This is a genomic window from Flavobacterium sp. UGB4466 (assembly GCF_903469665.1).
Taxonomy (GTDB): Bacteria; Bacteroidota; Bacteroidia; order Flavobacteriales; family Flavobacteriaceae; genus Flavobacterium; species Flavobacterium lipolyticum.
This window is the reverse complement of record NZ_CAGKLC010000038.1, coordinates 1-17884: the sequence shown is the minus strand read 5'-3', so window position 1 is coordinate 17884 and position 17884 is coordinate 1. Positions and strand designations below refer to the sequence as shown.

The 17884-nt window shown below is 36.7% G+C and carries 4 protein-coding genes; all 4 read right to left on the bottom strand.

Features of this window, described 5'->3' with window-relative positions; genetic code table 11:
* Positions 1 to 15: 15 nt before the first annotated feature.
* On the bottom strand, positions 16 to 5988 hold the full coding sequence (locus JO950_RS11230) for a non-ribosomal peptide synthetase (protein ID WP_202702724.1): 5973 nt from the start codon (positions 5986 to 5988) through the stop codon (positions 16 to 18).
* A 100-nt stretch (positions 5989 to 6088) separates the two neighbouring features.
* Entirely contained in the window at positions 6089 to 9136 is a 3048-nt protein-coding gene (locus tag JO950_RS11225; protein WP_202702723.1) for a type I polyketide synthase, read from the bottom strand.
* A gap of 20 nt (positions 9137 to 9156) precedes the next feature.
* On the bottom strand, positions 9157 to 15726 hold the full coding sequence (locus JO950_RS11220; RefSeq protein WP_202702722.1) for a non-ribosomal peptide synthetase: 6570 nt from the start codon (positions 15724 to 15726) through the stop codon (positions 9157 to 9159).
* A 208-nt stretch (positions 15727 to 15934) separates the two neighbouring features.
* The coding region (locus JO950_RS11215) for a condensation domain-containing protein (RefSeq protein WP_237732339.1) at positions 15935 to 17884 on the bottom strand (1950 nt) is incomplete at its 5' end.

The window sequence follows — 17884 nt, the reverse complement described above, 5'->3', positions numbered from 1 at the left end:
TGCTCTTAAAAAGAGTTACTCCAAGAGAGGATGCAAACAGTATTTAAGGAAAAAATCCAGTTCAAAAGATTTTTCAGAAGCAGCTTTATAACTCACGGGGTATGTTAAATCTAAAAGAATTCCATTTTCATAAAGCAAGCATTTAAGATCTAAACCTGTATTGAAATTGTTCTTGTTGTAACTTGTAGTGATTACTTCTCCCGAAACAGAATCTTCTATTGTTTTATGATCAACTACGCGATAATTAAATGTCCCTCCTATTGCTCCTTCTATATCAACTGTTGTCATTTCTTTGTAATCGTTTCGAATGATTTCGTAAGGAATGGTTTGATAAAGACGAGACTGAAGATAATCAGCATACACCGCAAGGATAAAGTCTTTATGAGATGAATAAGCTGAAGAATCTAAAACCCCCACGGGTAAAAAATTATTAAGTACACCCAGAATTTTATTGATTTCAATTTCTTTGGTAAATTCTTCTCTTCCGTTGACAATGGTTAATTGCAAATGCTTATCATTTTTCTTTACCTGATGTAGCAACTTTTGATGTGCTGCAATACAAATTGCTGTTATTGGCAAATTCATTTTATCTGCTTTTTGTATCAGTTTTTGGAAGTTTTCTCCTTTAACGATTATCTTTTGTGTCACACAGTCGATAAAATTATTATGAACCTGATTTTGATTTACCATGTCAAAACCTTTCAGATATTCTTTCCAGTAATCGCGCTGTTCACAGGCTGTTTCTGATTTTAGAAATTGCTGTTGCCAGGCTATGAATTCATAATTCGATTTATACTTATTTTCGATTGGCTTACCGGCAAAAAAGTTTTGCAGATTTTGATGTACAATCGAATTGGTGTACATATCGGTAACCGCATGATGAATGCTTACAAAAAGGTAGGTCTTGTCTGTGGTATCAGCGATCAAAAACAATCTAATCAGGGAGCTGTTATCATACAGATCGTACGGTGATGTAAAAAAAGCCTCCAATGCTGTCTCTGCTTTTTCTCTTTCCGTTTCCTTATAATCATCGACGATTTTTATTTCTAAATTCACTTCCTGATTGGAAATGTATTTTTGGGAAATAGCCCCATCACTCTCTTTTTTGAATTTCACATTCAAGAAAGGGAAAAGTCCTAAAAATTCTCTGAACTTATTTTCAAATGAGTCTTTGGAAAAATCGGAAATAACGATTGGCCCAAATCTTCCGTGCGATTGTGGGAATTGCAAAATTCTTCTCTGATTCTCAGATATCGCCACCCAATCCTCCTGAATTTGTATTTGCTCCGTGATGTCTTTTTGATCGTCAATGGTTATTGGTTTGTTCTGTTCTTTTTCTGTTCTAACCAAATCATCAATGGTTTGCTCCAGTTTTGCCTGATATGTTTTTACAAGACGTTGAATTGTTGCTGTCTTAAACGTTTCAGAGGAATATGCGACAGTAATCATTAATTGACCGGAAGAAATAATCCCGTTTATACTTAGTTTAGCATCACTACCGTTTTTCTCACTAAAAGGGGCTCCGATTGATTCGGTTGAAAAGTCAAAAGAGGAGGTTTCGTTCGTCCCTACTTTGCTGCCAAAATCACCCAAATAATTAAACTCGATACAAGTTTCTCTTTCCAGATTTGATTCTTTATTCAAAAAATTAAGAATGCCATACCCAATGCCTTTTTTAGGAATTCTGCTTAGGTCTTTTTTAATTTTAAGAATGTTCTCGATAGTATCTGAGGAGGCTATTTCTAAAACAAAAGGAAAAACAGAAGTAAACCAGCCAATAGTCCTACTGATATCGGTTGCAGGTAAAATGTCTTCTCTGCCGTGGCCCTCCATTTTGAGCACCGTTCTTTTTACCTGAAAAACTTCAGCTAATGCAAGACCTAAACCGCTAATCAAAGTCTCATTAATCTCGATCGTATATTGTTTCGAAATCTGAGTCTGCAATTTATTGGTGTATTCTTTATCCAGTAAAAAAGTCTCTTTTCGGTCGTGGTAATATACCTCAGCAGGCTCGAAATCAGCAGGCAGCTGCGGAATGTCTAAGGAACAATGCTCTTCCCAAAATAACCTTTCTTTTTCTAATGTTAGACCGGAGGCATATTGATGCAAGCCCTTAGCCCAATATTGATACGAATCTGTCTTTAGTGGCAATTCGTATTGTTCGCCTCTTTGATGGTGTGCGTAGGCTTCCGACAAATCCTGTAACAATATGCGCCATGATACCCCGTCGATGATTAAATGATGTACAAAGAGAGCCAGTCTATCTCCATCTTTTAGTTTAAAAACGACTGCTCTTATCAGTCTTTCATTTTGCAGATTAAAACCGGACTGAATTTCCTCACCTATTATTTTCATGGCAGAAAGCGCATCGTCTTCATCTCTTAAATCATACAATTCAATATCAAAATTAAAGACCGTACTATTTAAATTGCGCTGTTTCCAGACTTCATTTTCTTTTTCAAAATGAATGCGCAGGGCATCATGATGGTTGACAATTTGTGTTAATGCCTTTATTAGACTTACTGAACTAATGGTTTCTTTTGCTTTTAAAAGAACCGATTGATTGTAATGCTGTTTTTCTTTAATGGCCGAATTAGCAAAGAAATAATGTTGAATTGGCGTTAGTAAAATTTCACCTGTAACTTCTGACTGGTCAATATTTCTTGTATTTAAAGTCATTAATTTTGTCAAATCTTCGAGTATAGGATTTCTCAGAATATGATCTACTTTTAGTACAAATCCCTTTTGCTTTAAGCTTGCAATTAACATAACCGCTTTGATGGATTCTCCTCCCAAACTGAAGAAGTCGTCTTTTATACCGATGTTCTTTTTATCGAGAACTTTTTCGCAAACCTCAACCAGAATCTTTTCTTCGGCAGTGGTTGGTGCCACATATTCTACTTCACTGTACAATTCAACCCCTACTGTTTTTACGAGTGCTTTTCTGTCTACTTTACCGTTTAGCGTTAATGGTATTTTGTCTAAAAAGATAAAACTGGTCGGGATCATGTAGTCCGGAAGAATTTTTGATAAAAAAGCTCTTAATTCTTCTATGCTTACCGGAGCAGTCATGACAATGTAAGCTACGAGTTCTTTATTTTCTCTACCGTCATTTTGTACGATTACAACAGCTTCGTCTATTTTTTCATGCGACAATAACTGATGTTCAATAGCACTTAATTCTACACGGTATCCTCTTATTTTTACCTGCTCGTCATTACGTCCAATGTAAATAATGCTCCCCTCTTTAGTCCATTTTCCTAAATCTCCCGTTTTGTAAAGTCTTTCATTGTGATGGAACTGACTTTTGATAAATTTATTTTTTGTGAGTTCTTCTCTATTGAGATACCCTCTTCCAACACCTGTTCCGCCGATACATATTTCTCCAGCTACACCAACAGGAACCAGTTGGTGATGCTCGTCAAGGATATGGATTTTAGCGTTCGCTATTGGTTTTCCGATAGGGATACTGTCATAATCCGGCTGGCTGTTTTTGGGCATTTTAAATATGGTGCCACAAATACTCGCTTCTGTAGGACCATAGGCATTATAATAGTTACCATAGGCTAAAAATGGTTTGATAATTTCGTAATCCGGTGCTTCTCCTGCGGTAATTAAATGTTCGACCTGCTGCAAATCCTCAATGTTCATCAAAGCCAGATAGGAAGGTGGTAAGGTAACAATAGTGATTTTATTTTCTTTTATGTATTGAGTGAGTACGCTGACATCTTTACGCTGCTCCTCTCCAATAATGTAGAGACTTCCTCCTGATAAAAGAATCATAAAAATTTCCCATACAGAAGCATCAAAAGAAAAGGGAGCGAATTGTAAACCTCTGCTGTTTTGGTCTAATTTGAAATAATCAATTTGAGAGAGGATGGTATTTACAATCTGCCCCTGTTCGATCATCACGCCTTTTGGCAGCCCCGTTGATCCGGAAGTAAATATAATATAGGCAAGATCTGAAGTTCCTACTTCAATCGTCGTTGTTTCGCAATCGCTGGCATCAAAACCGGTATCTACTTTCATAATAGCTCCAGTATAAAAATCCAGATCAGACGAGTATGAAGTTGTAGTAATCAGTAGGTTCAATTGCGTATCCGAAATGATGTGCTCTTTGATATGAACTGGCATATCGGGAGCGATTGGAACGTAAGCACAGCCTGATTTTAGAATACCAAGCATTGAGATAATGCTCCATTCGTCACGGTCCAGCTGTATGCCAATCAGGTTTCCTTTTGTGACCTGATAATGTTTTCGAATGTAATGGGCAAAGTCTGTTGAGATTTTGTCTAAGGCCTCATAGGTAAATTTCTTTCCGCCCGCCACCAGGGCAATGGTATCAGGAGATCGCTGTACCTGTTTATCAAACCCTGACAACAAGGTTTCTTTAGGGTCATATTCCAATACTATATCATTAAAATCAAACAGTAACTGTTCTTTTTCTTTTACAGATAAATAATCAAGCTCCTCAATTGCAGTATTGGGATTTAAAACAATGGTTTCGACTAATTGTCTAAAATGTATTAGGAGATTTGTAACATATTCTGCTTCAAAAACATCTGTATTGTATGCTAAATGACACGATAAGTAGTCTCCTTCTTCAAGAAAATTGATATCAAGATCTGTTAGTGCCGAGGTTTTTCCTAATTCTCTTATAGCACCTATTTGGTTTTCCTCTAACGTAATATTACTATGATCCACTGCATTTTGCAATAAAAGCATTACATCAAATAAAGGAGATCTTGATCGCTCTCTGTTATAGTTTATCAGTTTTACCAAGCGTTCAAATGGGTAAAATTGTCCGTTTAAAGCATCAAGCGTATTCTCTTTTACGCTATTAAAAAATGCGTTAAAAGTTTGCCCGGGATCTATTGTATTTCGAAGGGGCAATGAATTGATGTAACAGCCTACCTGTTCCTTCAAATCAGCATGGTCTCTTCCTGCTACTGCTGTACCTATAATAATATCCTTGCTGTTGGTATATTTGTAAAATAGCACGTTCCATACGGCCAATAATCCCATAAAGACACTTCCTCCGTTATGTGTACAAAGTGCTCTGAACGCTGTCGTAGTTTCTTTCGAAAGATAGGACTTAAGAGCAAATCCGTTGATGGTTCTCTCGGCGGGTCTGGTTTTATTATTGGCAAAATTAAGCACCGGAATTTCTCCTGAAAATGTTGCTTTAAAATAGTCTTCCTGTTTCTTAAAAAGACCTTTCTCCAATTGTTTGTTTTGCCAGGCCGCATAATCTTTGTACTGAATATTCAGCGCTGGCAACTTGTGTTCTACGCCCGATTCAAGAGCAGAGTAAAATTCAAAAATATCTTTAAATAAAACATCCAGCGACCAGGAATCACTTATAACGTGATGAATATTGCAATACAGGATGAATTCACTATCTGCTAATTGAAATAAACAAATGCGTAACAAAGGCCCGTGTTCTATATCAAACGGTTTTTCTTTGTCGTTCTTCGTAATGTTTTTTATTTGTTTTTCCTTATCTTCCTGTGTTCTGAAATCCTGAAAGTCAATTTTAAAATTTATGTCTTCTTTTTGGAGAACGTATTGTCGGATTTGCCCCTCTTCGTTAATTTTAAATACGGTACGTAAAGATTCATGTCGGTCTATCGTATTGTAGACTGCCTGCTTAAAATGGCTGACATTTATTTTTTGCTGAAAACGAACCAAGTTAGGAATTGAATAGTTATATCCTTTGACACCCGTATCAATTAATATAGAAGACAACATACGAAGCTGACTGGAAGAGACTTCATAACTTTCGCCCGCTTCTACTTTCGTAATCCTGTTTTCTTTATTCAGCAGGGTGTATTTACTTAAATAAGATATTATTTCCTGTTTGTTATCTCTTATTTTAGTGATAAGCACCTCATCCATCACCTCATCTTTAAAACCAAGTTTAAGATTTTCGCCGTCTAGAGACAGTGTTATATTGTTCTGATGTATTTCATTTAATAAATCAACCATGATATTGTGTTTTTAGAAGCCAAAGTGTTTTGCCTTCAAATAGTTAATAAAAATATTGTGGTGTGGTTTTGTGTTTAGAATGAAAAAAAATCTATTCTTTTTAGATCGTAATTACCATTTTACTGCTGATCTCTTCTTCCTGAATGATCACAAACTTTAAGGCCAGATCGATTTCGGCCGCAAGCCCTTTTATGGTTGATTTTTTATAAAAATCTTTAATTTTAATATCGATCTCGAATGTTTTCTGAATCAGTTTTAGCATGGTGACTCCTTTTAAAGAGTTACCTCCCAGCGCAAAAAAGTCATCCAGAATTCCAATTTTATTAATACTGAAGAAGTCCTGCCAAATTTCTACTAATTGTTTTTCTGTATCAGTTGAGGGTTCCTTGTAGGGGGTATTCATTAACTCCCTATCCGCATCTTCTTTGTACATTTCTTCGTCTTCGTTAAAATTATCCTCTACTTCATATTCAAAGGTATTGAAAGCGTTACCATTCAAATTGTCAAGAGGATTAACACGTGCCAGGAATTTGGTTTGGTGAAAAACATAAGCAGGAGCCGAAATTTTATTGGGCAAATAATCGCCATAATAGGATTCCCAATTAATATCGATACCCTGAAACCACAGTTCTCCTAATTGCTGTAGAAAAAACTGAGTATCATTTATTTCCTGACTTGGATGTCTCAGCATGTTAAGTGCTATATGGTCGTGTATATTTTCTTTACTGTGCTGCTTAAATACACTTGTTAGTGCATTTCCTGGCCCAATTTCTAAAAATGCCAAATTCTTAATGGTTAACAATTGCTGTAGTCCTTTTGAAAACTGAACGGTGTTTCTTAAATGATTGACCCAATAGGTTACCGAAGTGGCTTCTTCTTTAGTCAGTATTTCTCCGGTATAGTTGGACAATACTGGAATTGTTGGTTCAGACAGGGTGATATTGCGGAATGCTTCTTCAAATTCTTTTAAAATAGAATCCAGCAAAAAAGAATGTCCTGCAAGTGAAACTCGGATTCTTGAACAAGCAATATCTTTTTCTTCCAAAATGGCTTTGAGTGCATCAATACCCTCAATGGTTCCTGACACTACACAAGATTCGGGCGAATTGATTACCGCAAGACCTACATCACTGTTTAGATAGGCGGTTATTTTTTCTTTAGACAAACTTACACTTAGCATGCTTCCCTTAGGAGCTGCTGACATCAATTCCCCTCTTTTAATCAATAAGGATAAGGCGGCTTCAAAAGTAAAGATCCCACTTAAACAAGCCGCTACGTACTCACCTGTACTATGTCCGATCAAATAATTGGGATTAATCCCTAAATGCATCAAGGTTTTGGCTACAGCATACTCAAAAACAAAAACCAAAGGTTGTGTATGTATGTTATCATTTATATTGTTCGTTTGTTGTGCCGACTGCTCGTTCGGGAACAGGATGGCTCCATAATCGATTCCGGTTTCTCTTTCTAAGTACGCAAAACCTTTGTCGATATATTCTTTGAAGTACGGACTGTCATGATACAAGTCTTTCCCCATATTTAAGTATTGAGAACCCGATCCCGAGCACATAAATGCTACTTTACCAGTATTCTTTAATTTTCCGGAAAATAAACCGTCCTGATCTTCGCTCTCTAGTATTTTAAGGGCCTCCTCTTTGCTTTTGCATACCAAAAACCTATTGTATTTAAACTGGTCTCTTCCGGTTTGCAGTGTATAGGCTAAATCGGCTAGTTTTGTGTCCTTTTTTGTGGCTAAAAAGGTTTTCAAATTTTCCTGAAACTTATCCAGTGACCACTGTGATTTAGCAGAGTAACGCAGTAGATAATAAGGATTATTGGTTTCAGATGCCGCTCTTTCAGGTGCTTCTTCTAATATGACATGAACGTTGTTCCCACCTATACCAAAAGCACTTACTCCTGCACGCAATGGACTATGATTGTTCCAAGCTGTTTGTTTTGTGTTGACGTAAAAAGGGCCTTTTTTAAAATTGATCTGTGGGTTTGGAATTTTAAAATGTAACGATTCAGGTATGCTTTTTTGATTGATTACCATTGTCGCTTTAATTAAACCCGCAATTCCGGCAGCAGAATCCAAATGACCAATATTGGTTTTAACAGATCCGATGGCACAGGAATGATTGGTATCATAATTAAAAGCTTTGTTTAGGGCTTCTATCTCTATCGGATCTCCTAATTTCGTAGCCGTTCCGTGTGTTTCAATATATCCTATCGATTCTGGTGTTACATCAGCCATTCTGTGTGCCAGATTGATACATTCGTATTGTCCCTGAACACTTGGTGCCGTATAGCCTACTTTTCGGTTACCGTCATTATTAAGTGCTGTTCCACGAATTACCGAATAAATATTGTCACGATCTCTTAAGGCATCTTCTAGTCTTTTTAGCACTACAATACCTATACCTTCTCCGTTGACTATACCCGATGACGATTCATCAAATGCCCTGCAATGACCATCCTTAGAATAGATCATTCCTTCTTCGTAATTGTAGCCTGTTTCTTTTCGGGTTAGTATTTTCACTCCTCCGGTAACGGCAATCGAACATTCTTTTAATAATAAATTTCTACAAGCCATATGCACGGCCGCCAAAGAACTTGAACAGGCGGTATCTACAATAAGGCTTGGCCCCTTCAAATTAAGCTTATAAGAAATTAAAGTATTGGCAAAACTCCTGTTGGAGAGCTGATTGGCGTAAAAAGGATTTACTTTATTGTTATTGGATACTTTAGCATGTAACCTCCAATTAAAGTTATCATTTACGGCAGTGTACAAACCAATTTTACCACCGTAATGCGTTGTTTTGGTGCCCGAATCCTCAAGGGCCAGCCAGATGTGTTCGTGCAGCAGTCTGGTTTGCGGATCCATGATTTCGGCTTCATCTTTAGTGTAACCAAAAAACTGGTAATCAAAACATTCTGCATCATCGATTCTTGAGGTGACACCGACAAAGTTTGGATCTTTTTCTTTGCTGTTAATTCCTAACTCTTTAAGTTCCAATTCAGAATAGAAATGAATCATCTCCTGGCCTTCCTGCAAATTTTTCCAGAATTGCTCAATATTTTTCGACTGTGGAAATTTTCCGGACATCCCTATGATGGCAATGTCCTTTTTTATTGAAGTATTTTTCATGATTAAAAGAGTATTACTATTTACATTAAATCAATTATTTCATCTAAGACGCCGGACAGGTCTTCTTCCTCTTCTTTTGAAGTTTTTTCAGGGTTTTGATGGGCTTTGATGTATTCATTTAGCTGATCTATGTTAGCATATTCAAATAGTGTTACGACTGTTATTTCTATTCCGAATACTTCACTTAATTCTCCTGCAATTGTCATTAAGCGTATAGAAGTTGCCCCTATGTCAAAGAACTGATCGAATACGCCAATACTTTCTGTATTTTTTCCCAATTGCTGTGCTAAAACCTGAGCTATTTTTTCCTCATTTTCATCTCTTGGCGCCACATATTCTTCTCCTGCAACAATTGTAGAAAGGTCGAAAGTTTCTAAATCTTTCTTATCAACCTTACCGTTAGAGGTGAGTTTAAACTGATCGACCTGAATAAAATAGGACGGAATCATGTAGTCCGGTAGATATGCTTTTAGAGAGGCTCTTAGTTGAGAAGTTTTTTGTTTGTTTGTAGCCGCGATAAAAGCAATCAGATCGTTCTCACCAGTAGTACTTTTTCTGATCTGAACTACTGTGTTTTCGATTTCTTCAAGATTTAAGATCGCGTGTTCTATCTCTCCCAGTTCTATTCGGTATCCTCTGATTTTTACCTGTTCATCCTTTCTGCCAATAAACTCTATTTTACCATCTGGCAATCGTCTTGCTAAATCTCCTGATTTGTATAATTTTTCATTACTGTTGTAAGGATTGGTAACGAATTTTTCATTGGTTAAAATTGGGTTGTTTAAATAGCCTCTCGATAGTCCGACTCCTCCGATGTGCAATTCCCCTATCATCCCTTTTGGAACCAATTTGCCATTTGTATCTAAAATGATGACAGAGGCGTTGTCTATCGGATTTCCAATAGGAGCAAAAATATTTTTGTTCTGCTTTTTGAGCTGATAACTAAGACAGGTTACGGTAGTTTCCGTAGGTCCATAATGGTTGAAAACCTCAAAATTATTTTTGTTCGCATCTTCAATTTTTTCACCTCCAACGATCAGCATTCTTAGGGTAGTGTTTTTGCATTTGGTAAATTCCTGTAACATTACGGAAGGAAGAACCAGTACCGACATATTGTTGTCGATCAAATATTCATTTAAGCGGGGAATATTGGTCAAACAATCTTCAGGAATAAAGTTTAATGTGGCTCCGGATAAAAGTGTCGGGTAAATTTCTTCTGCCGAAGCATCGAAAGCAAAATTTAAGTACTTAGCGACATTATCCCCCTCAGAAAATTTATAGTTTTTGATACTCCATCTGGCATGGTTAAGAATGGACTTGTGCTCAATCATAACTCCTTTTGGCTGACCTGTAGTTCCGGAAGTATAGATGACATTAATCAATTGTTCCGGACTGATTTTATTCGCAAAATCAGCAGTCGATACCTCCTGAATTTCAGGTAATAAAACATCCAGGTATATTACACTCTTTTCGGTTTCAAAAGCATGGAATAATGAGGAGAATTTCTTTTTCGTAACTATTATTTTTGCGTTGGTGTCTTCTATAATAAAATCGATTCGTTTTTTAGGGTAGTTAGGATCGATAGGAACGTAAGCTCCACCTGCTTTTAGTATTCCTAATAAACCAATGATTACTTCTACAGACCTGTCCATACAAATCGGTACGAGCGTGTCTCTTTCTACGCCGCAACTCATCAGATGTAAAGCAAACTGCGTTGATTTTTCGGCTAACTCTTTATAAGTCAAACGCTCATTATTAGCAATTACAGCAATGGCTTCCGGTCTCCTTTGGACCTGACTATTGAATAAATCCAATACGGTTTCTCCAGACGGATACTCGGCTTTAGTATCATTATACGTATAAAGCAATTCTGTTTCTTCTTCTTCTGATAAATAAGAAATAGAAGCAAGTGCCAATTTTGAAGACTTTAAGATGTTTTTTACCAATTGTTTGTAATGCCCCATCAAATCAGAGATCATCTCTGTGTCGTAAACATCATTGTTGAATGAGATTTCATAAGACAGGTAGCTGTTAAATTCTTTACAATTGATATCCAGGTCAAATTTTGTTATAGTCTGCCCCAAATTCAAAATACGATCTATATTAGAAGCGTTGATGCTGGTATTATCTTCTCTCGACTGCTGTGCGTTTTGCAAAATCAGCATGATATCAAATACAACGCTTCTGCTGCTGTTCTTTTTAACTTTCAGGTCTTCAACCAAACGATCGAAAGGGTAGTTTTGATGTTCGAATGCCAGAAGAGTTGACTCGGTTACTTCTTTATAAAATCGGTCGAAACTATAATCAGGCTGTATCTGATTCCTCAATGCCAGAGTATTTACAAAAAAGCCTATCTGATCTGATAAATCGGAATGATTTCGTCCTGCAATTGGAGTTCCCATAACAATATCCCCGGTTGCTGTATAATTGTACAACATAATATTCCAGGTCGTCAGTAAAAAGGTAAACAAACTACCGCCATTCGTTTGTGTATAAGCTTTAATCTGCTTTACTTCTTTTTCTCCCAGATGTGCCAGTAACTTTGTTCCGTTATAGCTCTTTTTGTTAGGTCTGACTTTTGAAGAAGGCAAATCCAAAACAGGCAACTCCCCCTGGAGTTTATTCATCCAAAATATTTTGTCTGCATGGTCTGTAGTACGCTCTAAAGCTTCTAACTGCCAGTTTGCATAATCTTTGTACTGAATTCTTAAAGCCGGCAAAGTATCATTGCGCTTGTTTCGGATACTTTCATAATAGAACAAAAAGTCTTTTTTCAAAACGTTCATCGACCATCCATCGCTGATAATATGATGCATATTAAAATACAAAACATATATTTCGTCTTCCGTCTGGAGTACACTTACTCTTAACAACGGGCCTTTCTCCAGATCATATACTTTAAAAGAATCTTGTTTTATATAAGCTGTTGCTTCAACTGTACTAAGGGTTTGAAAATCTACTTTGAATCCCAACTCTTTCGGGCTTAAGATATGCTGTAAAACTTCTCCATTAGAATGAACTTTAAAAACGGTACGCAATATTTCGTGTCGCTCGATCACCAAATTAATGGCTTTTTCGATGTCATCTATATTATGTTTTCCTTTCAAAGTAACCTGTGCAGGCATATTGTATGCCACAGAACCTTCCGGAAACTGACTTAACAGCCACAATCTTTTTTGAGCGTCGGATACCGGATATGCTTCGCGTTCTGCAATTTTAGGAATACTTGTAAAAGCAGAAAATTGTGATGATGCAATTAATAATGCTTGAGTTTCTATGGTCGGGTTTTTATACAATTGTTTTAAGCCCAGCCTAATGTTGAATACTTTATTAAATTCGTTAACGAGTCGCATCAAATGCAGGCTGTGTCCTCCAATTCTAAAGAAGTTGTCGTGTACTCCGATTGTTTCAATTTCCAATACTTTTTTCCAAATTTTCTGTACTTTTTCTTCTGTTTCACTTTTTGGTGCAACAAAAATATCTTGTGGTACAACATCTTCGGTATTTAAAAATTTTAAGGCTTTTTTGTCTAGTTTTCCATTATTTGTTATTGGAATTTTTTCGATCTGAAGTATTTGCGCTGGTACCATATATTCGGGAAGCTTATCGTACAAATACTCTTTTATGCTTGTTGCTTCCTGCTTTTTTTGAGATACTACATAGGCTATTAGCTGCTTGTCACCAGCTTCCGTTTCATTAACCAGTACGACGGCTTTTACTATACCTTCTATTTCTTGTAACTGATGTTCTATTTCTCCCAATTCTATTCGATAACCTCTAATTTTAACCTGTGCGTCCGATCGTCCAATGTATTCTATACTTCCGTCTGCCAGCCATCTTGCTTTATCTCCTGTTTTATACAACCTTCCAGAATGGAATGGGTTGGCGATAAATTTATCTTCGTTAAGGTCAGGACGATTCAAATAACCTCTTGCTACCTGAACTCCGCCAATGCACAATTCCCCTATTACGCCTACAGGAACTAATTTCATCTCCTGATCTACAATAATGATTTGCGTGTTTGCTACAGGTTTTCCGATTACTACATTATCATTGTTTTTAAATCCTGACGGGGCTATCCAGCTCGTCACATCAATTGCGGCCTCAGTTGGACCGTATAAATTACTTAAACACGTAGTAGGCAGTTTCTTTTGAAATTCTATTACCTGGCTGGTTTTTAATGCCTCTCCACTGCAAACTACATTTTTTAAATCGATAGCGGCTTCCGCGTCTATATCAAGCAAAAACATGCTTAACATAGACGGAACGAAATGTATCATGCTTACATGATATTCTTTGATTAACTGAATTAAATAATCGCTGTCTTTGTGTCCTCCCGGTTTTGCAATTATTAACTGACATCCTACTTGCAAAGGCAGCAACAATTCCCAAACGGAAACATCAAAACTGAAAGTAGTTTTTTGTATTAAAACATCATTCTCGTTCAGCTTATAATAATCTCTTGCCCAGAACAATCTGTTTACCACTCCCAAATGTTCGTTCATAACCCCTTTAGGCTGTCCGGTGGAGCCTGAAGTGTAGATAACATAAGCTAAATTTGACGGCGTCAGTTTGGTCGCTGTATTTTCTCCGGAATAGCCTGCAAATAAGGAGTCCCATTGCTCCAGATTTACAACTGATTTACCTTTGAACTGCTCGATTAATGCTTCAGTAGAATTTCCAACCAGCACTAAAGGTGTATGAGTATCTTCCAGAATATAATCAACACGACTTTCCGGATATTCGGGATCTATTGGCACATAAGCTCCTCCTGATTTTAAAATTCCTAGTATTCCGATTAACATTTCAAAAGATCGATCGATACAAATGCCCACCAAGGTGTCAGGCTGCACCCCTTTTTCGATTAAATAATTGGCTAATTGATTAGCCTTGAAATTGAGCTCTGAATACGTCATTTTTTGTCCCTCAAAAACTAAAGCGGTTGCATTTGGAGTTTTTGCAACTTGTTTTTCAAAAACATCTACCAATGTCACGTCTCTAGGATATTCTACAGCCGTATCGTTAAAGTCGTTTAATAATATCGTCTGCTCCTTTGCCGAAAGAATATTTAGAGATGAAATGGTGCTTTTTCCTTCCAACAGCTGATCTAATAAAGTTTTGATGTGGGTGCACATCATTTTTATGTACTGTTCCTCTATCAAATCACTATTGTAGGAAAAGAACATGCCAAGTGTCTCTTTTAAAACAAGGTGAATAGTTATTAAATAATTTGTATTACCATTAGAACTCTGATCCTCAACGCTTAACTCTTTACTTTCAGCGTCTGATTGTTCGGTAACCGGGAAATTGTTAAAGACCCATAATGAATCGAATAGTTCTTCTTTGATCGAATTGAGTTCTTTAATGGTGTTGATGGCTGTATGCTGAAAATTTCTTATCGCTGCGTTTTCCTGCTGTATTCTTCGAAAAAAATCGCCAATATTTTCATCGTTTTCCAGTTTACAACGCAACGGAAGCGTGTTGATAAAAAGCCCCAACTTATTATCATAGTCCAAATCAGCCGGACGCCCTGAAACTGTTACGCCAAAAATAATGTCTTGCAGATTGGTGTATTTTGACAAAACGATTGCCCAAACCCCCTGCATTAGTGTATTGGTGGTTACCTGAAATGATTTTGAAAGCGCAACTACTTTTTGAGTGTACTCTTTATCTAAAACAAGTTTTTCTCTACTGTACGCTCCTTTTCCTTTATTTCTTTCCAACAATTCCGAAGTAAAAGGCATTAGGGAGGACTGTTCAAACCCGTTAAAATACTCTTTCCAAAAAGCTCTTTCTTTATAAGAATCGATCGCTTTAAGGTATTTTATGTGATCTTCAAAAAGATCTTCCTTTTGGACTACAGGCTCTATACCTTTTACAATTTGAGTATAAAACGTTAAAAGTTCTTTAAGTAAAATTTGAGTAGACCAGCCGTCTAATAAAATATGATGCCTTGTCCAGATCATTGTATATCGGGCTTCATTAAATTTTATCAAAGTAATGCGCATCAAAGGAGGGTTTGTAAAAGAAAATCCATCTTTAGCGTCATTGATACGATATGCCTCAAATTTTTCATTTGCCTCTTCCTGAGAAAATTGGCTGTAATCAAAAAACAGAAAAGGGACTTCTACTTTTTTATTTACAAACTGGACAGGTATTTTTACTGCATCGGTAATAAAACCTGTTCTAAGTGTAGTGTGATTTTCAATGACGTTTTGCCAGGCTTTTTTAAAGATTTCTACATTAATTTCTGAGGTGAATTCCATTGAATTTTGGGTCAGATTGGTCGCATAATCTTCCTCACCCATACTAGATAAGTATAAACTATGAAAAAGAATTCCTTCCTGTGCAGGACAGAGTTCATAAATTGAAGCTACGTTCTCTCTTTGAAGTTTAAAACTGTTTTTATTTAAAAAGTCGAACAGCTCTTTTTTATTGTCTTTTATAAAAGAAATGATGTTACCATGACGATTCACTTTTTCCAGGTCAGAAGCCGTTAAGTTGCCCTCTTTGCCTACAAGCAGCAGATCTTTACCATTGATTTTAAGGTATAAATCGAGTTCTTTTAATTCTTGAATAAACTTTTCCATAATTTTAAAATATCTTTTCCGGCGGTGGTGAATTCACTCCCTCCAATTGATGATGTACTTTTTTGCTTTGGTTATAAATTAGATACCGTAATACTTGTTTGTGTGTAAGTATTTGAAAGTTATAGAACTGTATCAGGAGTTTTTACAATTTATCAAACTGATACAGTGCTATAAAATTAACAACAGGGATTCTAAGGCCAGATCGGTTTTAAAATCTCAAGACTACTTCATTTTCAGCATTTTCATGCAATTCTGTTTCAAACAACTCGTCCAATTCTTTAAAATCCAATACGTCACTTAACCCAAAATCGGATGGTGTTACTTCCCTGCCTTCTTTATCGATACAGTGTTTGATTAACTGAATTAAATTGACTATAAATTGATCTGCCAGTTTTTTGACTGTTTCAGGACGATAATGCTCTGTAGAATAGTCCCAGGCAATTTTAAGCTCATTGTTAACAATAATTGCTTTTATGATAAACTTTTCTTCTAGTATTGCAGCAGGACTGATGTCGGCTCCGGAATATTCTGAGGCCGCTGTGAAGATTCCTTTTGGGTTGATTACATTATCGATCTGCCCCAGATAATTAAATACAACATCCCATCGGCAGTCTTTTAACGAATTGCGTGTTTCCTCAGAAGAGTGTAAATAACGCAAACACCCATACCCCATTCCTTTTGTTGGAATTTTACGCAATATTTCTTTTACCGATTTGATCGTATCGCCTTCTGTTGTCACTCCATCTCGGGACAAAATCACAGGGTATTTATTGGTAAACCAACCTGTAGTTCCCGAAAGATCAATGTTCGAAAATAGATTTTCTCTTCCGTACTCTTCAAATCCCAACGCCAGTCGCTGTATCTGGAATACCTCTTCAAAAGTCATTTGTAAAGCACTTAACATTAAATCGTTAATCTCAGTATTGTACGCCTCATTAACTTCTTTCAACAAACTGCCTGTATATTCCTGATTCAGCATTACATCATGCGTTTTCGTGGTCGCTCGTGTTGGTTTATTTGTTGAAAAGTCGGTTGGAATCGGCGTGTAATTATTATTAACTTGCTGCCAATATGATAACTGCGATTCTATTTCTTCTGTCTCTGCAAAATCTTTCAATTTATATACCCAATCTCTGAACGAATTGTTTTTATTGGCCAAATAAAGCGTTTCATTTATCGTTTCTTCTTTTAATAAGGTTTCGAAATTATCAATGATAAACCTCCATGACCCCCTATCTACAGCAAGGTGATGAGCTACCATAAAGAATCTGTTGCTAACCTCAGCCTCCGGTGTTTCAATCAAAACAAATCGTACGATATCTCCTTTTTCAATATCCAGAGATTCCTGATGTTTTACACAAATTGCGGTAATGGCTTCGCTAGTGTTTTTACTTTCCTCAAGAGTTTCAGTTTGGAAGACATTTGTAAATTCCCCATAAAACTGCTTCCATTCCTCTTTTTGTTTGGTATATCTAAAGCGAAGCGAATCATGACGTTTGGCAATTAGATTTACGATTTGTTCTAATTTTTCTTTGGTCACCTCTTTGCTTATACTTAAAAGGAAGGCCTGATTGAAATGTGAAAGTGCTTCCTGGTGTTGCTCAAAAAACCACTGTTGACTTGGCGACAAAGGCACTTCACCCTCTAAAAGTCCTTGTTCAGCTGTGCTCTGACTTTGACTGTTTTGCTCTACAGCCACAGCCAAATCTGCTATGGTTTGGTAATCAAACAAGTCTTGCACCTGAATTTCATATCCTTTTTTCTTTGCTCTGCTGACTACCTGAATGACAATAATAGAATCACCGCCCAGTTCGAAGAAATTATCGGTAACACCAACTTGCTCTACTTTGAGTAAATCCTGCCAGATCGCAGTCAAATCTTTTTCGGTTTCGGTTTCAGGTGCTACATACACACGCCCTTCTGTAACAGTAGGATCCGGTAATGCTTTTCTGTCGATCTTTCCGTTTGAAGTTAATGGCATCTGATCTAAAACCACAAACACCTGAGGAACCATATAATCCGGAACCAATCCTAAAAGATACGATTTCAAATCAGACTCTGAAAATCCTTCTTCGGCAACTAGATAACTCACCAGACGTTTAGTTCCTGTACCGTCTTCTTTAAACAGAACCTCACTCTGAACAATTCCGGAATACCC